Below are 23,637 nucleotides of genomic sequence, written 5' to 3' on the forward strand. Positions count from 1 at the left end.
TCTCCTTTAAAAAACTTTATAATTTGTTAGGCGTGATAACACAATATAAGTAATGATTCCAGCGAGAAACAAACCGATATAGTAGTTAAATAAGAAACTAAATTGATTTATTTTATAGCCACCTAGTAATGCAAAGTAAATGGTTGTTCCCCATATCCATATTCGTAAATGTTTTTGGAAAATAAATATCTTTTGAGTGTTTTCATTAGGCGATCGTGTATATAAAAATAAGCCAAGTAGTAAGTAAAATATTGTATACAAAATAGGGACTAACACTGATTTAGCCGAATAATACGTATAAGATGCTGGATCTCTTAAAGTAGTTGGGTCATTTTCTTTTTTGCGCGATTCAGGATTATATTGGTAATAGATCGCGAAATTATATATTGGTGCAACTATATTTGTTTTTCGATTGATTTCATCAAGCTGGTGATACAAGTTGGTATTTGTAGTATCTGTAGCCTGTAAATGGTTTATTGTAAAATTGTACAATAATGGAGTAAATGTAAGTCCCATTAGTAGCCATGGAATACAAAAAGCGATTTGTGAAACAATGCTCCCAGTAAAAGTACCGATACATAATGCAGCTGTATAGACTGCAACATAAGAAACAATTGCATAAAGAAAGTATCGATGAAATGGACTGAATGTTTGATACTCAAAATGAATGGTTGTTCTATAAATAATGTACATAAGGATCCAGTTTACAAGGAGAGACCCTATAATCCATAGTGAACCGAAAGCCCATTTAGAGAAGAAAATATCTTTTCTTGTAAATGGCATTTCCATAAGTAGGGTAATAGATTGGTTGCTACGTTCCCAACCTATTAATAGACAAGCTAAACAAATAATAAGAATAGTTAGCCAAAAACTATTACCTGTATTTGACAAAAAAGCATAATAGTAATAGAAAGTCCCCTTTTCTGAGAGTTCATAATAATTAGCGAGTTGCTGCTGAGCTGCTTTATAGTATCCGAAAGATAAAAGATAAAGTGTACTCAAGAAAAAGAGTAATACAGCATATTTCCCGCGTTTCCAATTCCACATCCATAGTGCCTTATGAAACATACCCATCCTCCTCAAGTATCGTAACGAAGACATCTTCAAGTGACATTGTTAACTCTTCAATAAGTATTGGTTGCTCTTTATAAAACTTTTCAAGCGTTGTAGCAACATTTCCTTCGATTAAAATCGTAAATACTTTTCCTGTTTGATTTAATATTTCAATATTGCTTAAGTTTTCTAGTTTTTGAGGTAATGACCGTTCATAAGCTACTTGTATTTTTGCAAATCGTGATTTTGCATCATCAAGTGAAGTAATAGATGCCACGGTATGGCCTTTTAACATAATGATTGTATCTGCAATTTGTTCCACTTCATCTAAATGATGAGTTGAGATGAAAATGGTAATCTCTTTTTCTGCAACTTCTCCAACGAGAAACTGCAAAATCTGTCTTTTAACGATAGGATCGAGCCCATTTGTCGGTTCATCTAAAATGATATACTCTGCTTTTGTAGCAACGGCTAAAATGATCGCAAGCAGCGCTTTCATTCCTTTTGAGTAACTACGAATCCGCTTGTTTGGTAAGTTAAAAAGTTCAAGCAGTTCGTAGAAATATGATTCATCAAATGCTGTATAAACTGCTTTATAAAATTTCACGATTTCTTTTACTGTATATCCGTTCAGTATGTTAGTAGAATCTGGGACATATACGACCTTTTGTTTCATTTCAGGATGCATATGAATATCTGTATCTTCATATGTAACCGTGCCTTCATCTGGGTCTAAAATGCCGATCATCGTTCGTAATAAAGTTGTTTTCCCCGCACCGTTTCTTCCGAGTAATCCGACGATACTACCTTTTTGTAATGTGAAAGAAACATCGTCTAAAATCGTTTGATTATCAATTGTTTTCTTCAAACTTGTCACTTTCAGCATCCATATTTCCTCCAATCTCTTTATAGTATGAATCTATCCAATCATGAATTTTATCTTTCGTAATCCCAAGATAAGAGGCTTCTAGTAATAATTGATGAAATTGCTTTTCAACCATAGCGATTTTCCTTTCGTCTAATGTTGGGGTAATCGATTGAGATACAAATGTTCCTTTTCCTCGTAACGGTTCAATAATCCCTTGTCGCTCTAATTCTTGATACGCTTTACTCACTGTATTTGGATTTATAACAAGTAATGAAGCGAGCTCGCGTACAGAAGGAAGTTTATCACTTGGAGCTAACATGTTTTTTAATACGAGTTCTTTTATATTTTGAACAATTTGTTCCCATATCGGAGTGTTGCTTCTTGGATCAAGTTGAATATGCAAGAGCAATGTCTCCTTCCTCATATGTATTAAGTGTACTACTATGCGTAATACACTTAATACAATATAGGGTATGAATGTGTTTGTCAACTGAAAAAAATAGAAGAATATGGTATTAAAAAATAATAAATTGGAAAAAATAGGTCTGATATAGAATGGAGGGTTAGTCATGAAGCGAGTTTTTGGAATACTTGTTTGTTTTATGTTATTGCTTTCTGGTACTTCAGTTAGTTTTGCACAATCTGAGAAAACGAAGCTGGAGAAAACAGAAGAAACCGCGCCGAAGTTAGCGGAGCAAGCATCGTCAGCAATCGTAATTGAGCAAGATACAGGTAAAGTTTTATTTGATAAAAATCCGAATGAAAAGTTACCACCTGCTAGTATGACAAAGATTATGACAATGCTATTAATTATGGAACAAGTTGAAAAAGGAAAACTAAAACTAAACGATAAAGTTAGAGCAAGTGAACATGCAGCTTCAATGGGTGGATCACAAATCTTTTTAGAACCTGGGGAAGAGATGACCGTAAATGAAATGCTAAAAGGTATTGCCATTGCATCTGGAAATGATGCATCTGTTGCAGTAGCAGAGCATATCGCTGGTTCAGAAGAAGGATTTGTAAATATGATGAACAAAAAAGCGAAAGATTTAGGGTTGAAAAATACACATTTTCAAAACCCGACAGGTCTCCCGGCTAAAGATCATTATTCTACAGCAAATGATATGGCTATAATGGCGAGAGAATTGATGAAGTATCCACTTATTCGCAAATACACAGGTAAATACGAAGATTATTTACGAGAAGATACGGATAAGAAGTTTTGGCTCGTCAATACGAATAAGTTAGTGCGTTTTTATCCTGGAGTAGATGGTGTAAAAACGGGCTTTACAACAGAAGCAAAATATTGCTTAACAGCATCGGCTGAAAAAAATGGCATGCGTGTTATTTCAGTTGTTATGGGAGCACCTACATCTAAAGAACGGAACAATCAAGTGACGAAGCTTCTTGATTATGCATTTGGTCAATATATGACGAAGAAAATGTATACGCGCGGTGAAAAAATTAAGACTGTACAAGTAGGAAAAGGTAAAAAAGAAAAAGTAGATTTAGTTGCATCAGATAATGTGTCTCTTCTTATGAAGAAGGGCGAAAATATGGACAAAGTAAAGCAAGAAGTAATTGCTGAAAAGAAAGTGAAAGCACCGATTAAAAAAGGTGATGCACTTGGCACGCTTGTTATTAAAAAAGATAAAGAGGTTTTATTAAAACAAACAATCGTAGCAAAAGAAGATGTTGCTGCAGCAAGCTGGTGGGAGTTATTTAAAAGAAGTTTTGGGATGTTTTCAACATCAAAATAGCGGCAAACATTTTGCCGCTTTTCTATTCGTATGTAAGTAAATAATTGTTGAATGGTTGCACTTTATGGCGAAATAGTTCTTCTTTTGTCAGTAGGAAGGATTCTTATGTTGTATCACGAAAATCTTTATGTATGTAAATGAGTAAAGTTTGAGCATAAGGAGGAAATCGTGTGAGTCTTTCCATGCAATTAGAAGTAAAACGTGACGTCCTATGTGTGAGACTAGCGGGTGAATTAGATCATCATACTGCTGAAGAGTTGCGAACGAAAGTGACAGATATGATTGAGACACATGGTGTTCATCACATTGTTTTGAGCCTAGAGAACTTATCATTTATGGATAGTTCTGGTTTAGGTGTGATATTAGGCCGATATAAGCATGTAAAGGGATTAGGTGGAGAAATGGTTGTTTGTGCAATTTCACCGCCTGTTAAGCGTTTATTTGAAATGTCGGGCTTATTCAAAATTGTTCGCTTAGAAGAAAGTGAAGCGCACGCGCTCGCGACGTTGGGGGTGGCATAAATGAGAAATGAAATGAACCTTCAATTTTCAGCATTAAGTCAAAATGAATCATTCGCTCGCGTTACAGTGGCAGCATTCATTGCGCAACTAGATCCAACGATGGATGAGCTAACGGAGATTAAAACTGTTGTGTCAGAAGCGGTTACAAATGCAATTATTCATGGATACGAAGGAAATGCAGAAGGTACTGTTTATATTTCTGTAATTTTGGAAGAGGCAATGGTGAAACTCACGATTCGAGATGAAGGGATTGGCATTTTTAATTTAGATGAGGCAAGACAACCCCTTTTTACAACTAAACCTGAATTAGAGCGTTCCGGAATGGGATTTACTATCATGGAAAATTTTATGGATGAAGTAGAAGTTATTTCAAACGAATCTTTCGGGACAACAATCCATTTGACAAAATACTTATCAAATAGTAACGCTCTATGCAATTAAGGAGAATAGCCTATGGACATAGAGGTCAAAAATGAGAAGAAGAAACCTCAGTTAAAGGACCACGAGCTAAAAGCGTTAATTCAAAAAAGTCAAGGTGGAGATCAACAAGCAAGAGATACGATTGTTCAAAGTAATATGCGTCTAGTATGGTCGGTTGTACAGCGTTTTTTGAATCGAGGATACGAACCAGACGATCTATTTCAAATTGGATGTATTGGGCTCTTAAAATCGGTAGATAAATTTGATTTATCTTTCGACGTGAAATTTTCAACATATGCAGTTCCAATGATTATTGGAGAAATTCAACGATTTTTACGTGACGATGGATCAGTGAAAGTAAGTAGATCTTTAAAAGAAACAGGCAACAAAATTCGAAAGATGAGAGACGAGCTTTCGAAAGAATTCGGAAGGGCTCCAACGATTAATGAAGTAGCAGAGGCGCTAGAACTAACGCCTGAAGAAGTTGTTCTGGCGCAAGAAGCGAGTCGTCCTCCTTCATCGATACATGAAACCGTGTATGAAAATGATGGAGACCCTATTACTATTTTAGATCAAATTGCAGATCAATCTGAAACGAAATGGTTTGATAAAATAGCTTTAAAAGAAGCAATTAGAGAATTAGATGAACGAGAACGTCTTATTGTATATTTGCGCTATTATAAAGATCAAACCCAATCAGAAGTAGCAGAGCGCATAGGTATTTCGCAAGTACAAGTTTCAAGACTTGAAAAGAAAATATTAAAACAGATGAAAGATCGAATAGATGAATAACTGTCTATTCGATTTTTTTATGACTTTAATAGGAGGGAGTTGTTAATTTTCGCAAAAATTAACAGAATTTATTGATAATTTAGTTAATTTAAAATATAATCCAAGTATGAACTTGTCATAAAGGGGGAAGGAAACATGGAAACGAGGCAACAATGGGGAACGAGGGCTGGATTTATTTTCGCAGCGGTCGGCTCAGCCGTTGGATTAGGAAACATATGGCGTTTTCCTTATACAGCGTATGAAAATGGAGGAGGTGCATTCTTTTTACCGTACTTATTTGCATTATTAACGACTGGTATTTCATTGCTAGCATTCGAATTCGCTCTTGGGCATCGTCATCGTGGTTCTGCACCACTTACATTCTTCCGTATTCATCCACGTGCTGAATTTATTGGATGGTGGCAAATGTGTGTAACGTTTATCGTTTCAACATATTATGCAGTAATTATCGCTTGGTCTATTTCGTATACGTATTTTGCAATTACTGGAGCGTGGGGGAAAGACACGCAATCATTTTTATTTAAAGAATATTTACATGTTGCAGATAAACCAGGGCAATTTGGGGGGCTTGTGCCAGAAGTATTAATTCCGTTAGCTCTCGTTTGGATTATTGTGCTTGGCGTTGCATTCAAAGGCGTTAAAAAAGGAATCGAAGTTGTTAACCGCATTTTTATTCCTTTATTAGTTGTTATGTTTTTAATTATCGTTGTTCGTGCAGTGACGATGGAAGGTGCGATGCAAGGGTTAGATGCATTCTTTAAACCAGACTGGAGTCGTATTTTTGATGGGAAAGTATGGCTTGCTGCTTATGGACAAATTTTCTTTAGTTTATCTCTAGCATTCGGAATTATGATTACGTATTCTAGTTATTTACCGAAAAACTCAGATACAACAAATAATGCTTTTATTACAGGGTTTGCAAATTCAGGATTTGAATTATTAGCCGGAATTGGAGTTTTTGCTGCTCTTGGATTTATGGCAAATAACATGGGGGTACCAGTTGATAAAGTTGCGAGTGCTGGCGTAGGGCTTGCATTTGTAGTATTCCCACAAATTATTAATGAATTACCGATGTCACCGTTATTTGGAGTATTATTTTTCTTATCGTTAACTGTTGCTGGAATTACATCACTCATTTCACTTGCGGAAGTATGCTTTGCGGCTGTATCTGAAAAATTTAGTTTGAGTCGTCAAAAGACGATTGGAATTATGGGAACACTTCTCGTGTTAGTTTCTCTTGTTTTTGCAACACGTGGTGGGCTTATGTTTCTAGATGTTGTTGATTATTTCGCTAATAATTTTGGATTAATTACAATTGCACTAGCTGAAGTGGTTACGATAGGTCTTATCTTGCGCCGTCTACCTATTTACCAAAATCATGCTAACTTTGTATCTGATATAAAATTAGGAACGTTTTGGAGAGTTAGTTTACTCGTTATTACTCCACTCATGTTAGGGTATATGTTAATTGATGGTGTAATCCAAAATATTAAAAAGAACTACGGAGATTATCCGACGGAATTTGTTGTAACATATGGTTGGTCGATAGCGGCAGCATTCCTTCTAGTCGCACTAGTTATTGGTTTGAAAAAATGGAATGCACAAATACATTCAGATTCTGCCCAGCTTGAAAAAGAATGGAAAGATCGAGGTGTTTCATGATGAGTGGATCAGCGATTATGATGATGGTTATTGGTATCGTAGTCATTTGGGGAGGACTTGCATTAAGTATCGCAAATTTATTTAAGAAAAAGGCATAAGCTAAAAACATCTGTACCGAAACGGTACAGATGTTTTTTTATGAAAAAATTGTATTAGAAAAAAATTCAATAACCATACTACAACTACGAGGAAGAGTGAAGGGGTGAATGAAAATTGGAAGGAACGATTTATATTAAAATGCGCAATCGTTTAAAAATTTCTCCTGCGTATGAAATAAAGCTGAGTGATGTCGCTCAACTTGCAGGAGATTCTTTTGTAGTTGAGTCTTTACAAAATGAAATAGTTTACAACGTAACAGCACATGATAAGACGCATGTTGTAATTGATGTTATGAAAGTAATTGAAATTATTCAACAAAAAGCATCTCATGTACAAATTAATTTACTAGGTTCTGGACAAACTCTTGTTGAAATTATATATGAAAAAAAGAAAGTGCCCCCAATTTTCTTTGGGCTTGTATGGTTGTTGTTGTTCATTGGGGCGGCCCTTGCGATCATTTATTTCCATGAGGATGTAAGTATGCAACAAGTACACCAGCGGTTATATTACATGATTACTGGAGAATTTAAGGAGCAACCACTATTATTTCAAGTTCCCTATTCAGTAGGACTTGGATTAGGTATGGTTTTATTTTTTAATCATGTATTTCAAAAGCGAATTAATGAAGAGCCGAGTCCGTTAGAAGTTGAGATGTTTCAATATCAACAGTCGCTTGATCAATATGTAATTGTTAATGAAAACAAGGATAACACGAAACAGCTTGCCGATGATTGAATGTGGGTTTGTTATATTAATTGGTTTAGCTGGCGGGATTGCAGTAGGTAGCGGATATGTTGCCTTTTTAGCTGTACTTGGTATAATCCCTCGTTTAGCTCAATTAACGAGAAGTGGAAAGCATATTCAATATTTTGAGTGGGCTGTCATTGCGGGAACTTTAACTGGGGCTTGGTGTAGTTTGAAAAACATTACATTTCAAACATCGCAATATTGGCTTGTAATATTAGGTTTATTTTGTGGTACATTCATTGGAATGCTTGCTGCGGCATTAACGGAAGTATTAAATGTTTTACCTATTTTAGCGAAACGAGTCGGGGTAGAGGGGAAAATTGTTGTTTTACTCGTTGCTCTTGTACTTGGCAAAGTAATAGGCTCATTGTTTCACTGGATTTATTTCGTAAAGTAGGAGGCAATATATAAATGACAAACCGAAAACTGAAAGATGATTACATAAATAAAGTGAAGGAGTACCACCCAAAGCCAAACTATTTGCTAAATTGTGTGAAGGCATTTCTTGTAGGTGGGCTCATTTGTACAGTCGGAGAAATATTGATGAAATTTTATATACATTATTTTCACTTTAGTGAACAAGAGGCAGGAAATCCGACAGTTGCAACTCTTGTTTTATTGTCGGCGATTTTAACAGGATGTGGTGTATATGATAAAATCGGTCAATTTGCTGGAGCAGGATCGGCAGTACCAGTTACAGGATTTGCAAATTCTATGGCGAGCGCTGCGCTAGAACATAAGAGTGAGGGGATTGTTCTAGGGATTGCTACAAACATGTTTAAGCTTGCAGGAAGTGTTATCGTGTTTGGCGTTGTTGGAGCATATATTATCGGATTAATAAGATATACTTTTAAAATTTTTATGTCTTAAAGGAGGGGCGAGTATGAGGTTGACAGGAAAACAAACGTGGGTATTTCAAAATGATATTTACGTAAATGCAACGGGTACTGCTGTCGGTCCGAAAGAAGCTGAAGGCCCTCTTGGAAAATGTTTTGATATTTCATATAATGACTTGCATTGTGGAGAAGAAAACTGGGAACTTGCTGAACGAAAATTAATGTCAGACTCAATGCAACAAGCAGTGCAAAAAGGGAATATAAAAACATCACAAATTGATTTCTTTTTAGCGGGCGATTTATTAAATCAAACAGTGACAGCGAATTATGTTGCGCGTCAGTGGGGGATTCCTTTTTTAGGAATGTTTAGCGCTTGTGCGACGTCAATGGAAACTTTAGCAGTTGGATCAGCATTTATAGACGGTGGATTTGCGAATCGTGTCTTAGCTACGGTGAGTAGTCATAATGCAACGGCTGAAAGGCAATTTCGTTATCCAACAGAGTATGGGGGACAAAAGCCAGAAACCGCAAATTCAACTGTTACAGGTGCAGGGTCCATATTAATTAGCAAAGAAAAAAGTGCAATTAAAATTACGGCAGCTACGATTGGAAAAGTGCAAGATTTAGGAATTATGAACCCTTTAGATATGGGATCGGCAATGGCACCAGCTGCTGCTCATACAATCCAACAGCATTTTGAAGATTTAGGAAGAAGCGCAGCTGATTATGATTTGATTGTTACTGGTGATTTATCGGCTGTTGGGACACCAATTGCGAAACAACTTTTACTTGAGGAAGGTTATGACCTTGGGCATATATACAATGATTGTGGATTAATGATTTATGATTCAAATCAAGAAGAAGTGTTTGCAGGTGGCAGTGGTTGTGCTTGTTCCGCTGTTGTCACATACGGCCACTTATTACGTGAAATGCAAAAAGGGAATTTACAACGCATTTTTGTCGTTGCAACGGGGGCTTTATTGAGCCCAATGATGATGCAACAAAAGGAAACGATTCCAACAATTGCGCATGGTGTTGTGTTTGAAAGAGTTAAAGGAGAGTGAATTGTGGATTTTGTATATGCATTTCTTGTAGGAGGAGCGATTTGTGTAATTGGACAAGTATTGTTAGATTTTGCAAAGTTAACACCGGCCCATTTAATGGCAAGTTTTGTAGTTGTCGGAGCCATTTTAGACGGATTCGGATTGTATGATAAGCTTATAAAATTTGCAGGTGCTGGAGCAACAGTCCCTATTACAAGTTTTGGACATTCACTATTACACGGAGCAATGCATGCGGCGGAAAAACATGGGTATTTAGGAATTGGTATCGGCATGTTTAGTTTAACGTCTGCGGGCATTTCCGCAGCTATATTATTTTCATTTTTTGTAGCACTTATATGTAAACCGAAAGGATAAATCAAATGAGACGAAGGGTTGTTTTGGTAACAGATGGAGATGAATATGCAAAGCGGACAATTGAGCTGTTAACAAAGGAATTTGGGGGCAGGTGTATTTCAGCATCGCAAAGTAATCCAACCAAATTGACAGGGAAGAAAGTTGTTGAGCTTATTATGCAAACGCCATATGACCCTGTATTTGTCATGTTTGATGACAGTGGATTTATTGGAGAAGGATCTGGTGAAAAGGCTTTAAAATATGTAGCCACACATAAACAAGTTGATGTACTTGGTATTTTAGCGGTAGCATCTAATACACATCATTGGGAATGGGCGCGTGTAGATGTAAGCGTAGATCGGAATGGGAATTTAACAGAATACGGTGTTGATAAATTTGGACTTCCAGATGGTGAAATTGGCAGGATTAGTGGGGATACGATTTATTGTTTAGATGATTTGAATGTTCCAGTCATTGTGGGGGTCGGTGATATTGGCAAGATGTGTGGAAATGATGAATGGGAGCGAGGATCACCTATTACTAGAAAAGCAATTCAATTAATTTTGGAAAGGAGTGGGTTTTATGACGAAGCCTAAAAAAGTGAATATCCCGATTTCGTCTTTTTTAAGTGATAATGAAAATTACTTAAAGCAAACTGTTGGATTGGGTGTCACGTATGATGTTGGTATTCGTAAATTTCAAATTTTAAACAAAGAAATTGGTGTGTTATTTGTAAATGGACTTTGTGATACGAATTATATTATCCCTATTTTAGAAGAAGCGGTGGATACAAATGAAATAAGGGATGTAGAAGAAGATACAGTAAAGCTTTTAGAGAATCGTTTAATTCATCAACAAGTAAGTAAAGTAAAAACGATGGATGAAGTAATGCTCCAAGTATTATCAGGGCTTATTGTTATATTTGTGGAAGGTGAAACGGAAGCTTTTGCAATTGATGTTCGTAGTTATCCGGGGCGGACACCGACAGAACCAGATACAGAAAAGGTAGTACGTGGTGCAAGGGATGGTTTTGTTGAAAATATTGTTGTAAATACAGCGTTAATCCGTAGAAGGATCCGCGACCCACGTCTTCGAAATGAAATGGTTCGAGTAGGGGATAGATCACAAACCGATATTTGTATTACATATGTACAAGATGTTGCAAATCCAGATTTAGTGAAGATTATAAAACAAGAATTAAATAATATTGAAGTAGATGGGATTACGATGGCGGATAAAACGGTGGAAGAATTTGTAGTCAAACAAGGTTATAATCCATTCCCGCTTATTCGCTACACAGAAAGGCCAGATGTAGCAGCGAACCATTTGTTAGAAGGACATGTGTTAGTACTTGTTGATACATCACCAAGTGCTATGATCACTCCAACAACATATTTCCACCATTTACAGCATGCAGAAGAATTTAGACAAAATCCAGCTGTAGGCACATTTTTACGTTGGGTACGTTTTTTAGGTGTTATTTTCTCGTTATTTTTATTACCATTTTGGTTAGTATTTGTATTTGATCCAACTCTTTTGCCACCGAATCTTGCTTTTATTGGACCGACTAAGATGACGCATTTACCAATTTTATTACAAGTGTTAATGGCAGAGGTCGGACTTGAGTTTTTAAGAATGGCTGCCATTCACACTCCGACGTCGTTATCGTCTGCGGCGGGGTTAATTTCTGCTATATTAATTGGTCAAATTGCCATTGATGTAGGGTTGTTTGTACCAGAAGTTATTTTATATGTAGCTGTTTCGATGATTGGGGCATATGCAACACCGAGCTATGAATTAGGACTAGGAAATAAGGTTGGGAAATTGTTTGTAATTATTTTAACAGGTCTCTTCCATGAGATAGGGTTTGTAATTGGAATGACGATATTGATTTTATTTTTAACGTCTATAAAAAGTTTACAAACACCGTATTTATGGCCGTTTCTACCATTTGATTGGGGCGCGTTAACGAAAATTTTACTCCGACCAACTATGTCTAGTTTAAAAGTGCGTCCTAGTATTGTGCGACCTCAAAATGTAAGAAGACAAAAATAAACGGGATTATGCTCCCGTTTATTTTTTTATTGAAAATTTATTTTTTTTAACAAAAACCAAACATTTTTTGTGTACACTTAGAGTAGATATTGTGTATGAAAGGGGAAGAGGACATGATTAAATTATTTGTAAGTGATTTAGATGACACGCTCGTTTACAATGTGAATGATATGCAAAAAGAAGATGAACGTGCACTTTGTTGGCTAGCTGAAAAAGGGACAAATATTTGTTTTGCCTCTGGCCGCTTTACTCACCGAATTGATGAAGTCGTAAAAAAGTTTTCATTCCCGTATTACACAACAGGTTTAAATGGGGCGACAATGTTACTGCCGGACGGTAAAATATTTCATGAATCAAGTTTTGAAGATAGTGTTGCCCAGGAAATATATCGATATATACATAACAAAGGACTAGCAGATATTGTTTGTGCAAATGAGCAGCGATATACAAAAAGAAAAAATGAAAATCATCATACTTTTGAAGAGTATATGGGGGTACATATTGCTGAAATAGAAGCGTTAGAAGAAGAATTTGGTAAGACTGTACATCCAGCGAAATTATTTGTATTTGGAGAAGAAGAGAAAATTGTAGCATTAGATCAAGAGTTACGAAATACGTTTCACAGTGAAGCGGAAGTTTTTATATCAGGTAAACGTTATGTTGATATTATGCCAAGGGGTGTAAGTAAGGGGAGTGCTTTAAGGCGACTAATGGAACATTTAAAAATTGAAGCAAATGAAGTTGCCTGCATTGGAGATTCTTTTAATGACATTTCAATGTTTGAAGTAACCCCGCATTCATTTACTCTTCATCATGCTCATCCATATGTGAAGGAGAAAGCAAATCATGTTGTTCGTTCGGTTGAAGAAGCTGTTATGAAATTACCGTTACTTGTATAAAAAAGAAGCTCGTCACTGACGAGCTTCTTTTTACTTGAATAAAGATTTAACAAAATCAATGATACTTGAGAAGAAATCTTTAACTTTATCTAGGAAACTTTGCCCTTCTTCAGACCCTAAAAAGGCAGAAACGTGTTCTTTTGCTTTATTTAACTGACTGCCAACTTGATTCCAATCGATATTAAGATTTTTCATTTTATCAAATAACGCTACTAAGTTATCCAACTGTTCATCCGTTAATGTAATGCCGAGTTGATCAGCAATTTTTTTAATTAATGAACGTAAATCTTCCGTTGTTTTTGGCTGCTCTTTTGCAATCTCTTCTTTAATTTTTGCAACAAGTTGAACTGCTTTTTCTTCACCAATTTTATCACCGAGCTGGGCCGTTTGCACCATTTCTTCATTGGCTACTTTTTTTACTTCCTCAGGAATTGCTTTGTTCGATGTTGTTTCATAGGCCTTCATTAAACCTGTTAAAGCAGCAGTTCCTGAAACTTTAAATGGTGCAGTAATTTGAATCTCTGCATCTTTCACACCTGCTGTAATAAGTGCGTTTGTGTACATTGCATCTGTTATTGAATTAATGTTTTTTGAACGTACAATGAGACCAGATCCTGGCTTTGTGTATGTAATCATAGAAGAGGAAATTGCTCGCGTACCAATTTGTGCTTTTGGAACAATTCCTTCTAGAAATTTATGTTCTTCCGCATTAGACACAGTAATAATTGTAGCATCTTTCGGTGCTTTCATTTCTTTTAACAGATCTTGTTTTTGTTGTTCAGATAAGTTTTCTCCTAGTGTAACAATTGATTCTCCCTCAATGATGTCTGCAAATGAAGCTGTTGGCATCATAAATACCGTTACAGCTAATAGCAGAGCTAGTAATTTCGTTTTCACGAAAAATCGCTCCCTTTCTCTTTCTAAAATTTTCGGGCAACACAGTTATTATAGTATATATTTCTTATTTGTCACCTAGCTTTGTCCACATTTTGAAAAAGAAGTATGTAGATTGTCGGATTCTTTTTTGTTTCTAGTCATGAATGTGGTAATATAGTGCTGAGATACTTGAAAGGAGACATATACATATGAAAACTTTAGGATACATATTAATGGAAAATGGTGAAAAAATCGAATTGGAATTTTTCCCAGAAGAAGCACCGAAAACAGTAGAAAACTTTAAAAAATTAGCAGAGCAAGGATTTTATGATGGTGTGACATTCCACCGCGTTATTCCTGGCTTCGTAAGCCAAGGTGGAGACCCAACAGGAACAGGTGCAGGTGGCCCAGGTTACTCTATCCCATGTGAGACTGATGGAAATCCTCATAGACACCTTGTAGGATCACTTTCTATGGCACATGCTGGCCGTAACACAGGTGGTAGCCAATTCTTTGTTGTTCATGAGCCACAACCGCATTTAGATGGCGTACATACTGTATTTGGTAAAGCGACAAGCGGTATTGAAACAGTATTAAACATGCGTCAAGGCGATGTAATGAAAGAAGTTAAAGTTTGGGAAGAGTAAGTTATGGAAAAAGGGAGCTTTTGCTCTCTTTTTTATTTTTTAAATAGGAATGAGTATTTTCTTTACAGTACATGATACAAACTGTACTGTAATTGTTGCTAAAATATATGACTTATGAGAACAAACTTTTAACAAATTACATAGAATACACTAGATTATATGTTTCAATAAACATTTTTTATTATATTAATTTTGCTAGAATTAAGTTGCTCTATGGTGACTAATAATGAAGCGGTAATGAGTAGCGGATGTTACTTTTAACTATCATATAGCATTGTCTTTTTTTTAAATCTACTTAGAAAGAAATAGTACTGAAACATATATTTGACTTTCTTCTTTTCGCTTTGTATGATTATCAAGTTGTTTTAGGCTCTTCTCACTCTGTTGAAAATATTGTAAAATGAATGTGATATGAAAAGAGTGATTGAGGGGATTCATAGTTTGTAACTTTTGTAAGAAGGGATAAGGGTTATGTTAATTCGTTTTAAAAAAAGTTATGAAAAAATTGCAATGGGGCTTCTTTCGTTTATGCCAACTGAAAAAGATGTGAAAACATTACAATTGACAATGAAAGAGTATGAAGCGAAAGAGGATTGGCAATTGTATTTGTGGAAGCAAAATGAAGATTTTGTTGGAATAATGGGGATTGTAAAAAAAGAGAATCAAGTATTAGAAATTCAGCATTTGAGTGTGAACCCGTCTCATCGTCATATGGGAATTGGGACGATGATGGTTCAAGAGTTAAAGAGCAAATTTCTTGAGTTTACAATTTGCGGAAATGAGCAAACAGCAAGTTTTTGCGAAAAGTGTAAAGGGCTTGAACAAAATATACATTCATGAAAGCAGGGATAAGTAGTTTATTATCTCTGCTTTCTTTTTTGTAATTGTTCTTTGCGTTCAGTGATGACTTCTGTTCGATCACGTAATGTGTGCTTGTGTAGGATATATTCACTAGGAGTAGCGTTCATATCTTTCCACGGAAGGTTTTGTTTCTGACATAACTGCATACATTTCTTTTCCAATGATGTGTCCGATAATGGTAAAAATAACGGTACAAAACTTTCTTTTTTTTGTATAGATTGCACTCTTTCATTGAGTAAGGGTAGAAGTTGCGCTTGATTGATTCCTAAACGTTGTAAAAGTGCACTGTTTTTTTCTAAAATTGTGATTGCACTTTTCATCATCTTTGTGGCGCCATTCCAGTTAGTGCGTCTTTGGTGGTATAAAGAAACTGCCACTTGAATGAGACCGACTAAGTAATCATCACGATTTCCTCTCGGTTTGGTTTTCCAATACTCTTCCAATATTTCGTGACATTCAAAATAGTCATAGTCTCCGTGAAAATGAATTAAAAATTGTATGTATTCGGTAGGATACATATTTTTCGCCCCTATCTAACGGTTATAAATACAAGTGTATCATAGAAATATGAACAATAAACGACTAGGGATTTTCCCTAGTCGTTTATTGTTCATATTAGCAGAAGCAAGCTGCCCCTACAATAATTAGTAAAATAAACAGTACAACAAGTAATGCGAACCCACCGCTAAAACCGCAATCAACGTGACCCATAGTTTTTTGACCTCCTACATTGTTCTTACTACACTGTTATCATATGAAGCTGTGGGCATGATGACATAGGCATAGGTCTATTTTTAATTAAATTTCTTAAAAAGGTTGGATAGAACATGAGTATGCTCTATACTTATGTTGTTATAGAAAAAATGTGGTGGGATGCTTTGTGCAGTATAATTTTAAAGTAGAGGCTTTTGAAGGGCCTTTAGATCTATTGTTACATTTAATACATCGTTATGAAATTGATATATATAATATTCCTGTAGCGGATATTACAGAACAATATTTGTCTTATGTCCATACGATGAAAGAACTACAATTAGATGTTGCAAGTGAGTATTTAGTAATGGCTGCAACGTTATTGCAAATTAAAAGTAAAATGTTGTTGCCGAAACATGAAGAAGATGTACTTGATAATGGTGATGACTTTATAGATGACCCTCGTCAAGAATTGATGGAGAGGTTAATTGAATATAAGAAATATAAGCAAGTTGCTACTGAGTTAAAAGAAAGAGAACAAGAAAGAGCACAGCTATATACACGTCCGCCAATTGATTTTACATCGTTGCAACAAGAAGAGGAGACAAGCTTACCTCTTGATGTTACGTTATATGATATGCTAGCGGCATTTCAAAAATTAATGCGCCGTAAAAAAGCAAAGAAACCTGTAACAGCACGAGTTACTCGTCAAGAAATACCAATTGAACAACGAATGGCTGATATTCTAAAACAGTTAGAAATAAAAGGTGGCCGTCAAAGTTTTTATGATTTGTTTGCTGATGAAGAACGTGAAATAATGGTTGTAACATTTTTAGCGGTTCTTGAGCTTATGAAAAAACAACAAATTAGCATAGAACAAGAACATAATTTTGATGAAATTTTTGTATCGAGTTCTAATAAATCCGCATAGAGCTTGTATGGGAAATGGGATAGAGAAACAGTTTATCTCATGTTACGTTTTAATGAATCGTTTGGAACAAGAAAAGAAATATTGAACCGAACGCATTGATTGTGATTCGGTTTTTTGATGTGTATTTTTAATGAGAAAATAGGAGGAAGGAGCTCGGACAATGGATAGAAAAGAACAAAAATCAATCATTGAAGGGCTTTTGTTTGTTTCTGGTGATGAAGGGATTTATCCAGAACAAATAGCGAAAGTTCTTGAAATTGAAGTGAATGAAGTAATAGATATTTTAGAAGAAATGCAAAAAGAATATGAAGGTGCACATCGCGGTTTGCAAATTGTACAATATGCAAAAGTATATCGCTTTGCTACAAAGAAAGAACATGCTTCGTACTATCAGAAATTAATAGATATCCCAACAGCTGCCTCACTCTCTCAAGCTGCTCTTGAAACGTTAGCGATCGTTGCATATCGTCAACCGATTACAAGGACAGAAATGGAAGAGATTCGAGGGGTAAAAACGGACAAGGCACTACAAACGTTAGTTTCACACTTACTTATAAAAGAAACTGGCCGAGCAGAAGGTCCAGGGCGTCCCATTTTATATGGAACGACAAAAGAATTTTTGGACACATTTGGATTGAAAACATTAGATGATTTACCGCTACTTTCTGAAGAGAGTGAACAAATGAATGAAGCAGATTTATTCTTCGGTTCTTTACAAGAAATATCAAAATAAAAGCTTAGCATTTTGCTAAGCTTTTTTTGTATATCAATTATATCCCGTGCCATACTAAGTGAAAAAAAGGAGACGAGTTATGAAGGGTATACGAAGTATTTTGTTGTTAATTTCTGTTTTATTATGTTTTTCTTTAAATAGTACCTCGGCTAAAAGATATATGATGTCTATTCATGCTACGTCTCCTTTACATATGCAGCGGCAACATCTTAGTAAAATGCAAGTGAACTTTTTAAAAGTTGGACAAGGTGATGCAACACTTATTGTATTGCCAAATGGACAAACAATGTTAATTGATGGAGGACCTTATGAAGCAGGAGAGGTTATTATTCAAAAACTAATCGAAAAAGGGATAAACCATTTAGATGTTATTGTCAGTACGCATCCTGATATGGATCATATTGGTGGACTAATTCCGATTGTAGAGCAAATGCCGGTCTCACTTATACTAGATAGTGGAAAAACATATAGCTCTTTTACATATCATACGTATCGAAATAATATTAAGAAAAGGGGAATACCTTTTGTTTCGGTAAAGGAAGGACAATATATACCGCTAGATCCACATGTTTCTATACAGGTATTAAACAATGGGAAATCGAAAGATGAAAATAATGAATCCTCAATTGTTTTAAAGGTTCGATATGGAAAGGCTGACTTTTTATTGATGGGCGATGCTGATGTACGGACGGAACATGAGATATTAAAGCAATTTGATGTACATGCAGATATATTAAAAGTTGGGCATCATGGCTCATATACTTCAACAAGTGAAACGTTTATAAAAAAAGTAGAACCACAGTTCGCTATTCTTTCGTATGGGAGTAGCAATCCGTATGGCCATCCTCACCAAAGTGTAGTAAGGAGATTGAAACGGCACGGTATAATGATATATGGAACAAATAAACGCACTGTAGAAGTGAATACAGATGGGGAACATATTATGATAGGGTCTAGTGGATTCATGCCATTATTGAAGTAATTCATACATTAGAGATGGAGACCGTCCCTTTTTGGAAAAAATGAATAACATATATTATAATTACGAGAGACGTAATTATAATATATGTTTCGTTAAACAAAATGGAAATTTCATTAGAATGTATAGACAACTACTCGTGCGTATATTAAGATGGAATTAGGCGAATAAGGTAATAAGAACAAGTAGGAAAGTTTATGGGAAAGGGTCGATGAAAATGAAAACGCAAATTGTCATCAATGCCAAAATTTACACAGGTCAAGAAGTAGTGGAAAACGGATTTATTCGTTACGCAGAAACAATTAAAGAAATTGGTTTGATGGCTCAATATGTACCACAAGAAGATGAAACTGTTATTGATGCTACAGGGAAGATTGTAATTCCAGGTATGATTGATGTTCATATTCATGGTGGATACGATATTGATGCGATGGATGCAAATAGCGATGGATTAGTAACTCTAGGTAAAGAAATGTTAAAAGAAGGGGTTACAACTTACTTCCCGACAACAATGACACAAGCTCCAGATGCGATAGAAGCGGCACTAAGTGCTGCAAAGGAAGCGAAAGAAAAAGGAGCACATTTCGAATATATTCATTTAGAAGGACCGTATGTTTCAAAAAAACGTGCAGGTGCACAACCACTAGAACATATCGTTCCTGCGAATATTGAACAGTTTAAACAATGGCAGGAAGCAAGCGGAAATTTAATTAAGTTAGTAACATATGCACCAGAGGAAGAAGGAGCATTAGAGTTTGAACAGTATCTTGCTGAAACTGGTGTTGTTGGCACAATGGGGCATACAGATGCAATTGATGCGCAACTAAAAAATAGAAACATTACACATGCAACACATTTGTACAATCAAATGCGTGGATTACATCACCGTGAACCAGGAGTTGTTGGTCATGTGTTATTAAATCCAGATGTAATGGTTGAAGTAATTACAGATGGCATTCATATTCACCCTGATATGGTGAAATTAGCATATAAATTAAAAGGACCGAAAAAAGTAAGTGTCATTACTGACGCAATGCGAGCAAAAGGTCTTGAAGATGGATTATATGAACTTGGCGGACAGCCAGTACATGTAAAAGATGGTAGTGCTCGATTAGAAGATGGAACGTTAGCTGGTAGTATTCTAAAAATGGATCAAGCTTTCCGAAATGTAATTGAATTTACAGGATGTTCAATCGAAGACGCAGTACGTATGACATCAGTTAACCAGGCAGAAGAGTTTGGATTAAATAATAAAGGTGCGTTAGCGGTAGGGAAAGATGCAGACTTTGTTGTGATGACTGAAAATTTACATGTATATGATACCGTTCGTTTAGGAATTCATATGAAGGAAGGGAAGTAATTAAATGAATATTCTTGTTGTAAAAACTCCAGAAGAATTAGCAGAAGCAGGTTATAAATTAATTGAAGAAGTTGTAAAATCAAAAGAAAATCCAACATTAGGAATGGCTACAGGAAGCTCTCCATTAGGTATTTATGCAGAAATGCGAAAAAATAAACTTGATACAAGTCATGCAACCACTGTAAACTTAGATGAGTACGTAAATTTACCACACGAAGATAAAAACAGCTATCACTATTTCATGCAAGAACAGTTGTTTGATTATCTTCCATTTAAACAAACTTATGTACCAAACGGGATGGCAAGTGATTTAGAGGAAGAGTGCACACGTTACGAGAGCATTCTAGCTGCTAACCCAGTTGACCTACAGATTCTTGGAATCGGTGAAAACGGTCACATCGGATTTAACGAGCCAGGAACAGCATTTAATTCTCCAACTAACATTGTTGAATTAACAGAATCTACACGCCAAGCAAACCTTCGTTTCTTCGAAAAAGAAGATGATGTGCCAACTCATGCGATTACAATGGGAATTGGAAGCATTATGAAAGCAAAACAAATTCTACTTGTTGCTATGGGGCCTAAAAAGGCAGAAGCACTTAATGAGTTATTGCAAGGTGAATATAGTGAAGCGTGTCCTGCTACAGTTTTACAACGTCATCCGAATGTAACCGTAATCGCTGATCAAGAAGCTCTATCTTTATGCAGTGAGGCGATTGCTGATGAACATCGACAAGTATTCACCATTTCCGATCTATTATCAGATTCAAGAGTGGGTGAAACAGCTAATTGAGGACGGCGAATGGAAGCCGGGAGACAAAATCCCATCTGAGAATGAACTTTGTGATAAGTTCGAAGTGAGTCGTATGACAATCAGACAGGCGATTAATAATTTAGTGGAACAAGGCTATTTATATCGGAAACGTGGAATTGGAACGTTTGTCCAACTTCCGAAAGTGGAACAAAAATTGCAAGGAATGACGGGATTCACAGAAGATATGATTTCTCGCGGGATGAACCCAAGTAGTCAATTACTTAGTTTCCGCCTAGTTCCAGCTACTGCGAAAATAGCAGACCGGTTGAGAATACAGGAGGGGGAGTCGGTTTATGAAGTGAGGCGTATTCGCTTAGCTGATGATGAACCGATTGCTTTTGAGACGACATATTTGTCGCCAGCTCTTGTAAAAGATATTAACGAAGAAATATTGCAACAATCTTTATATGAACATTTAGAGAAAAAACTGGGCTTTAAGCTTGTTAGCGCTACTCAATCAATTGAAGCTTCCATTGCAACGGATAATGAAGCTGAACATCTGCATATTCCTAAAAAGGCGCCTGTGCTTGTAATGCGCCAATGGTCATATTCAGAAGGTGAGATACCGTTAGAGTATGTGAAATGTATTTATCGTGGGGATCGTTATAAATTTATTACAAACATCGCACGTAACAAATAATATATTTCAGTTTGTAAAGTACAGTAAATTTTAAAGTGTTTAACATGTAAAGAAATAAAAATACGACTCATCCTTATAAGGAGTGAGTCGTATTTTTATTATGAGTAATTACGTGGATAACAGCATCTTTAACCGTATTTACTACATAGTGAGCGTGCTCTTTTACTGCGTCATCTGCTTGAGACATAGCAAAACTGTGAGGGGTTAAAGAGAACATTGGAATATCATTATAAGAATCCCCTATGCAAGCAATTTCCTCTGGTTGTATTTGAAATTCTTTTAATAAAATAGAAATAGCAGAACCTTTACTAATATTAGGTGGCATTACATCTAAACATTGTTCTGCTGAAATGAAGGTGCTAACTTTCCCATGAAATTTTTCATCAATTTTTTTCTGAAGGAGTTGTAAGCTTTCCTTCGTTCCACCGACAGAAATTTTATTTGGAAAAATTGTATCATCAATTTTCTGTAATAGATTAGGTTCTTCAACAGAAGTCATCGTTACTTGTTGTTCAAGTTCATGAATAAACGGTGTTTTTTCTTCAATGTAGTAGTTATGTTCATCACTTACATAACGGAAATAAGGGTCTTCATTTGTCATAGCTAACAAATCTGGAAGAATGCTGGAATCGAAAGTTGCAGATAATAGCTTCTTATTTTCATGTGTATATACAAAAACACCATTTACACTAATGCGATGGAAATTTGTATTAACCGCTCTCATTAAGTCTGCAATTTCATTATCAAGTCTTCCAGAAGCGAAACAAAGAATTACATTTTGTTCAGCTAAGCTGCGCAAAGCGATAATATCTTGTTCGTCGATAAAACCTCCGTGTTGCATCATTGTTCCATCAATATCACTTACAAACATTTTAATCATGTTGCAATCTCCTTTCTATGTACAGTTGCCCTTACATTATACGCATCATATATAAACATGTCTAAAAAATGAATTTTTATTAAATGGTAGATGTTTTACATTGACGACAAAGAAGAATATTCTGTAACATAAAAGCAGGCTATTTAAGTACGAGGGTGGTGTTATATGAGTAATTATCTAGAAATTAAAAAAGTTTTAAATAATAATGTCATCATTGCTAGCCATCCTGAACACGAGGAAGTAGTAGTGATTGGTAAAGGAATTGGATTTGGAAAAAAAGCGAAAGATGTATTGGAGCAAGAACAAATTGAAAAAATGTTTGTTTTAAAAAATGAACGTGATCGAGAACAATACAAACTGTTAGTGCCGCATGTGAGTGAAAAATTAATTGAATTAATGAATGACATTATGTTCTACATTCAAGAAAAGGCAAAATCGCCATTAAATGAACATATTCACATCGCTTTAACAGATCATATTTCTTTTGCAGTTAAGCGGTTAAAACAAGGACTTACAATAGATAATCCTTTTCTGGTTGAAACGAAAATGCTGTATCCAGAAGAATACGAAATTGCTGAAGGTGTTGTAGACCTTTTAAATTCTCGTTTGCAAATTACATTGCCAGAAGGAGAAATTGGTTTTATTGCACTCCATATTTACAGTTCACTTACAAATTCAGATTTATCTTCAGTTAATCAAAACTCCCGTCTCATTGCACAACTTGTATCTTTAATTGAAACAAGCTTACAAATTACATTAGACCAAGAAAGTATTCACTATTTGCGCCTTATTCGTCATTTACAATATGCTATTGAACGGGTGAAAAAGGGAGAAAAAGTTGAGGAATCACAAAGCTTTGCTGATTTATTAAAGGCAGAATATCCCGTCTGTTATAATTTAGCCTGGAAGCTGGTTAAGGTCATGCAAAAAGAATTGCAATTGCCTGTATATGAAGCTGAAAGTATTTATTTAACAATGCACTTGCAACGATTAGTGAAAGCGGAGCATGTGTAAAAAGACATATATTTTTGTCTAAAATGAAAACGTTAAAAAAAATCATTGAATCGCTTACAATAGTTATGTATAATAACTATTGCAAAGTTATACAAATTTC

30 protein-coding genes are annotated in these 23,637 nt (G+C 35.6%); 23 read left to right on the plus strand and 7 right to left on the minus strand.

The features are described from left to right. Positions 1–6: 6 nt before the first annotated feature. Genes JDS81_RS03250 through JDS81_RS03260 form a run of 3 tightly spaced genes read right to left on the minus strand, consistent with a single transcriptional unit; the run spans position 7 to position 2,324 of the window. Positions 7–1,068 (minus strand): ABC transporter permease subunit, encoded by a 1,062-nt coding sequence (locus JDS81_RS03250; RefSeq protein WP_097953015.1) that lies wholly within the window; start codon positions 1,066–1,068, stop codon positions 7–9. Continuing rightward, the gene (locus JDS81_RS03255) at positions 1,058–1,939 is read right to left on the minus strand and encodes an ABC transporter ATP-binding protein (RefSeq protein ID WP_097953016.1); all 882 of its coding nucleotides are present in this window, start codon (positions 1,937–1,939) and stop codon (positions 1,058–1,060) included. The genes JDS81_RS03250 and JDS81_RS03255 overlap by 11 nt, the downstream gene beginning before the upstream one ends. Beyond that, positions 1,905–2,324 (minus strand): GntR family transcriptional regulator, encoded by a 420-nt coding sequence (locus JDS81_RS03260; protein WP_097953017.1) that lies wholly within the window; start codon positions 2,322–2,324, stop codon positions 1,905–1,907. The genes JDS81_RS03255 and JDS81_RS03260 overlap by 35 nt, the downstream gene beginning before the upstream one ends. Positions 2,325–2,490: 166 nt before the next feature. Between JDS81_RS03260 and dacF the strand changes: the two genes are divergently transcribed. The 14 genes from dacF to JDS81_RS03330 all read left to right on the plus strand — a co-directional run bounded on the left by dacF (position 2,491) and on the right by JDS81_RS03330 (position 13,109). Continuing rightward, positions 2,491–3,681, plus strand: coding sequence for a serine-type D-Ala-D-Ala carboxypeptidase DacF (gene dacF / locus JDS81_RS03265; RefSeq protein WP_097953018.1), 1,191 nt, complete (start codon positions 2,491–2,493; stop codon positions 3,679–3,681). 170 nt (positions 3,682–3,851) lie between these two features. Beyond that, entirely contained in the window at positions 3,852–4,202 is a 351-nt protein-coding gene (spoIIAA, locus tag JDS81_RS03270; protein WP_000059133.1) for an anti-sigma F factor antagonist, read from the plus strand. Continuing rightward, on the plus strand, positions 4,203–4,643 hold the full coding sequence (spoIIAB, locus tag JDS81_RS03275) for an anti-sigma F factor (protein WP_001243394.1): 441 nt from the start codon (positions 4,203–4,205) through the stop codon (positions 4,641–4,643). A gap of 12 nt (positions 4,644–4,655) precedes the next feature. Next, complete coding sequence (gene sigF / locus JDS81_RS03280; protein WP_000350732.1) at positions 4,656–5,414, plus strand: RNA polymerase sporulation sigma factor SigF; 759 nt, start codon at positions 4,656–4,658, stop codon at positions 5,412–5,414. A 135-nt stretch (positions 5,415–5,549) separates the two neighbouring features. Continuing rightward, the gene (locus JDS81_RS03285) at positions 5,550–7,076 is read left to right on the plus strand and encodes a sodium-dependent transporter (RefSeq protein ID WP_000450075.1); all 1,527 of its coding nucleotides are present in this window, start codon (positions 5,550–5,552) and stop codon (positions 7,074–7,076) included. Beyond that, the gene (locus JDS81_RS03290; RefSeq protein WP_000016826.1) at positions 7,076–7,174 is read left to right on the plus strand and encodes a methionine/alanine import family NSS transporter small subunit; all 99 of its coding nucleotides are present in this window, start codon (positions 7,076–7,078) and stop codon (positions 7,172–7,174) included. The genes JDS81_RS03285 and JDS81_RS03290 overlap by 1 nt, the downstream gene beginning before the upstream one ends. Positions 7,175–7,289: 115 nt before the next feature. Beyond that, positions 7,290–7,910, plus strand: a complete 621-nt coding sequence (locus tag JDS81_RS03295) for a stage V sporulation protein AA (RefSeq protein ID WP_000399262.1) — start codon at positions 7,290–7,292, stop codon at positions 7,908–7,910. Then, positions 7,903–8,319: a stage V sporulation protein SpoVAB gene (spoVAB, locus tag JDS81_RS03300; RefSeq protein ID WP_000568664.1), complete on the plus strand. Its 417-nt coding sequence runs from the start codon at positions 7,903–7,905 to the stop codon at positions 8,317–8,319. The genes JDS81_RS03295 and spoVAB overlap by 8 nt, the downstream gene beginning before the upstream one ends. A 14-nt stretch (positions 8,320–8,333) precedes the next feature. Further along, complete coding sequence (gene spoVAC, locus JDS81_RS03305) at positions 8,334–8,792, plus strand: stage V sporulation protein AC (protein ID WP_000184907.1); 459 nt, start codon at positions 8,334–8,336, stop codon at positions 8,790–8,792. Between the two features lie 13 nt (positions 8,793–8,805). Continuing rightward, positions 8,806–9,822, plus strand: coding sequence for a stage V sporulation protein AD (gene spoVAD / locus JDS81_RS03310; protein WP_001241136.1), 1,017 nt, complete (start codon positions 8,806–8,808; stop codon positions 9,820–9,822). Between the two features lie 3 nt (positions 9,823–9,825). Beyond that, complete coding sequence (spoVAE, locus tag JDS81_RS03315) at positions 9,826–10,176, plus strand: stage V sporulation protein AE (RefSeq protein WP_000348322.1); 351 nt, start codon at positions 9,826–9,828, stop codon at positions 10,174–10,176. Positions 10,177–10,181: 5 nt separating this feature from the next. Further along, positions 10,182–10,751: a stage V sporulation protein SpoVABEA gene (gene spoVAEA / locus JDS81_RS03320; protein ID WP_001254419.1), complete on the plus strand. Its 570-nt coding sequence runs from the start codon at positions 10,182–10,184 to the stop codon at positions 10,749–10,751. Beyond that, complete coding sequence (gene spoVAF, locus JDS81_RS03325; RefSeq protein WP_000165603.1) at positions 10,738–12,210, plus strand: spore germination protein SpoVAF; 1,473 nt, start codon at positions 10,738–10,740, stop codon at positions 12,208–12,210. The genes spoVAEA and spoVAF overlap by 14 nt, the downstream gene beginning before the upstream one ends. A 95-nt stretch (positions 12,211–12,305) precedes the next feature. After that, positions 12,306–13,109: a Cof-type HAD-IIB family hydrolase gene (locus tag JDS81_RS03330; protein WP_002059967.1), complete on the plus strand. Its 804-nt coding sequence runs from the start codon at positions 12,306–12,308 to the stop codon at positions 13,107–13,109. A 30-nt stretch (positions 13,110–13,139) separates the two neighbouring features. Here the strand turns inward: JDS81_RS03330 and JDS81_RS03335 are convergent, their stop codons facing one another. Continuing rightward, positions 13,140–14,006 (minus strand): DUF1002 domain-containing protein, encoded by an 867-nt coding sequence (locus JDS81_RS03335; protein ID WP_000850510.1) that lies wholly within the window; start codon positions 14,004–14,006, stop codon positions 13,140–13,142. 188 nt (positions 14,007–14,194) lie between these two features. Between JDS81_RS03335 and JDS81_RS03340 the strand changes: the two genes are divergently transcribed. Both JDS81_RS03340 and ribT read left to right on the plus strand, forming a co-directional pair. Beyond that, complete coding sequence (locus tag JDS81_RS03340) at positions 14,195–14,632, plus strand: peptidylprolyl isomerase (RefSeq protein ID WP_000853789.1); 438 nt, start codon at positions 14,195–14,197, stop codon at positions 14,630–14,632. 471 nt (positions 14,633–15,103) lie between these two features. Then, positions 15,104–15,472: a GNAT family N-acetyltransferase RibT gene (gene ribT / locus JDS81_RS03345; RefSeq protein WP_000908405.1), complete on the plus strand. Its 369-nt coding sequence runs from the start codon at positions 15,104–15,106 to the stop codon at positions 15,470–15,472. 20 nt (positions 15,473–15,492) lie between these two features. Here ribT and JDS81_RS03350 read toward each other — a convergent pair whose 3' ends face one another. Both JDS81_RS03350 and JDS81_RS03355 read right to left on the minus strand, forming a co-directional pair. Continuing rightward, positions 15,493–16,011: a DUF309 domain-containing protein gene (locus JDS81_RS03350; protein WP_000283583.1), complete on the minus strand. Its 519-nt coding sequence runs from the start codon at positions 16,009–16,011 to the stop codon at positions 15,493–15,495. Between the two features lie 97 nt (positions 16,012–16,108). Next, positions 16,109–16,204, minus strand: coding sequence for a YjcZ family sporulation protein (locus tag JDS81_RS03355; protein ID WP_000510194.1), 96 nt, complete (start codon positions 16,202–16,204; stop codon positions 16,109–16,111). Positions 16,205–16,373: 169 nt separating this feature from the next. Between JDS81_RS03355 and scpA the strand changes: the two genes are divergently transcribed. The 6 genes from scpA (at position 16,374) to phnF (ending at position 21,643) form a co-directional block, all read left to right on the plus strand. Further along, positions 16,374–17,117, plus strand: a complete 744-nt coding sequence (scpA, locus tag JDS81_RS03360; RefSeq protein WP_001199749.1) for a segregation/condensation protein A — start codon at positions 16,374–16,376, stop codon at positions 17,115–17,117. 160 nt (positions 17,118–17,277) lie between these two features. Beyond that, on the plus strand, positions 17,278–17,850 hold the full coding sequence (gene scpB, locus JDS81_RS03365) for a segregation/condensation protein ScpB (RefSeq protein WP_000375175.1): 573 nt from the start codon (positions 17,278–17,280) through the stop codon (positions 17,848–17,850). Between the two features lie 79 nt (positions 17,851–17,929). Further along, the gene (locus JDS81_RS03370; protein ID WP_000676376.1) at positions 17,930–18,832 is read left to right on the plus strand and encodes a ComEC/Rec2 family competence protein; all 903 of its coding nucleotides are present in this window, start codon (positions 17,930–17,932) and stop codon (positions 18,830–18,832) included. 214 nt (positions 18,833–19,046) lie between these two features. Then, positions 19,047–20,189 (plus strand): N-acetylglucosamine-6-phosphate deacetylase, encoded by a 1,143-nt coding sequence (nagA, locus tag JDS81_RS03375; protein WP_097953019.1) that lies wholly within the window; start codon positions 19,047–19,049, stop codon positions 20,187–20,189. A gap of 4 nt (positions 20,190–20,193) precedes the next feature. Next, positions 20,194–20,982 (plus strand): glucosamine-6-phosphate deaminase, encoded by a 789-nt coding sequence (nagB, locus tag JDS81_RS03380; protein ID WP_097953020.1) that lies wholly within the window; start codon positions 20,194–20,196, stop codon positions 20,980–20,982. Continuing rightward, entirely contained in the window at positions 20,912–21,643 is a 732-nt protein-coding gene (phnF, locus tag JDS81_RS03385; RefSeq protein ID WP_073990542.1) for a phosphonate metabolism transcriptional regulator PhnF, read from the plus strand. The genes nagB and phnF overlap by 71 nt, the downstream gene beginning before the upstream one ends. 73 nt (positions 21,644–21,716) lie before the next feature. On the opposite strand, the gene JDS81_RS03390 is transcribed toward phnF, so the two are convergent. Continuing rightward, a complete protein-coding gene (locus JDS81_RS03390; protein ID WP_097953021.1) occupies positions 21,717–22,523 on the minus strand; it encodes an HAD family hydrolase in 807 nt (268 codons plus the stop codon). Positions 22,524–22,688: 165 nt separating this feature from the next. Here JDS81_RS03390 and glcT point away from each other — a divergent pair, with 165 nt between their 5' ends. Beyond that, the gene (gene glcT, locus JDS81_RS03395; protein ID WP_000073868.1) at positions 22,689–23,537 is read left to right on the plus strand and encodes a glucose PTS transporter transcription antiterminator GlcT; all 849 of its coding nucleotides are present in this window, start codon (positions 22,689–22,691) and stop codon (positions 23,535–23,537) included. The last annotated feature ends 100 nt before the right edge of the window (positions 23,538–23,637 follow it).

The sequence above is a fragment of the Bacillus cereus group sp. N31 genome (genome assembly GCF_016483245.1).
GTDB classification, from domain to species: domain Bacteria; phylum Bacillota; class Bacilli; order Bacillales; family Bacillaceae_G; genus Bacillus_A; species Bacillus_A toyonensis.

Excerpts from the sequence above, each read along its gene's own strand:
- JDS81_RS03330 (WP_002059967.1), top strand. The coding sequence starts at position 12,306 with ATGAAAGGGGAAGAGGACATGATTAAATTATTTGTAAGTGATTTAGAT.
- JDS81_RS03255 (WP_097953016.1), bottom strand. The coding sequence starts at position 1,939 with ATGCTGAAAGTGACAAGTTTGAAGAAAACAATTGATAATCAAACGATT.
- JDS81_RS03370 (WP_000676376.1), top strand. The coding sequence starts at position 17,930 with ATGAAGGGTATACGAAGTATTTTGTTGTTAATTTCTGTTTTATTATGT.
- JDS81_RS03250 (WP_097953015.1), bottom strand. The coding sequence starts at position 1,068 with ATGTTTCATAAGGCACTATGGATGTGGAATTGGAAACGCGGGAAATAT.
- JDS81_RS03355 (WP_000510194.1), bottom strand. The coding sequence starts at position 16,204 with ATGGGTCACGTTGATTGCGGTTTTAGCGGTGGGTTCGCATTACTTGTT.
- phnF (WP_073990542.1), top strand. The coding sequence starts at position 20,912 with ATGAACATCGACAAGTATTCACCATTTCCGATCTATTATCAGATTCAA.
- nagA (WP_097953019.1), top strand. The coding sequence starts at position 19,047 with ATGAAAACGCAAATTGTCATCAATGCCAAAATTTACACAGGTCAAGAA.
- ribT (WP_000908405.1), top strand. The coding sequence starts at position 15,104 with ATGTTAATTCGTTTTAAAAAAAGTTATGAAAAAATTGCAATGGGGCTT.
- sigF (WP_000350732.1), top strand. The coding sequence starts at position 4,656 with ATGGACATAGAGGTCAAAAATGAGAAGAAGAAACCTCAGTTAAAGGAC.
- JDS81_RS03340 (WP_000853789.1), top strand. The coding sequence starts at position 14,195 with ATGAAAACTTTAGGATACATATTAATGGAAAATGGTGAAAAAATCGAA.
- nagB (WP_097953020.1), top strand. The coding sequence starts at position 20,194 with ATGAATATTCTTGTTGTAAAAACTCCAGAAGAATTAGCAGAAGCAGGT.
- spoVAEA (WP_001254419.1), top strand. The coding sequence starts at position 10,182 with ATGAGACGAAGGGTTGTTTTGGTAACAGATGGAGATGAATATGCAAAG.
- JDS81_RS03285 (WP_000450075.1), top strand. The coding sequence starts at position 5,550 with ATGGAAACGAGGCAACAATGGGGAACGAGGGCTGGATTTATTTTCGCA.
- spoIIAB (WP_001243394.1), top strand. The coding sequence starts at position 4,203 with ATGAGAAATGAAATGAACCTTCAATTTTCAGCATTAAGTCAAAATGAA.
- spoVAB (WP_000568664.1), top strand. The coding sequence starts at position 7,903 with ATGATTGAATGTGGGTTTGTTATATTAATTGGTTTAGCTGGCGGGATT.
- scpB (WP_000375175.1), top strand. The coding sequence starts at position 17,278 with ATGGATAGAAAAGAACAAAAATCAATCATTGAAGGGCTTTTGTTTGTT.
- JDS81_RS03290 (WP_000016826.1), top strand. The coding sequence starts at position 7,076 with ATGAGTGGATCAGCGATTATGATGATGGTTATTGGTATCGTAGTCATT.
- spoVAD (WP_001241136.1), top strand. The coding sequence starts at position 8,806 with ATGAGGTTGACAGGAAAACAAACGTGGGTATTTCAAAATGATATTTAC.
- spoVAC (WP_000184907.1), top strand. The coding sequence starts at position 8,334 with ATGACAAACCGAAAACTGAAAGATGATTACATAAATAAAGTGAAGGAG.
- dacF (WP_097953018.1), top strand. The coding sequence starts at position 2,491 with ATGAAGCGAGTTTTTGGAATACTTGTTTGTTTTATGTTATTGCTTTCT.
- JDS81_RS03390 (WP_097953021.1), bottom strand. The coding sequence starts at position 22,523 with ATGATTAAAATGTTTGTAAGTGATATTGATGGAACAATGATGCAACAC.
- glcT (WP_000073868.1), top strand. The coding sequence starts at position 22,689 with ATGAGTAATTATCTAGAAATTAAAAAAGTTTTAAATAATAATGTCATC.
- spoVAF (WP_000165603.1), top strand. The coding sequence starts at position 10,738 with ATGACGAAGCCTAAAAAAGTGAATATCCCGATTTCGTCTTTTTTAAGT.
- JDS81_RS03350 (WP_000283583.1), bottom strand. The coding sequence starts at position 16,011 with ATGTATCCTACCGAATACATACAATTTTTAATTCATTTTCACGGAGAC.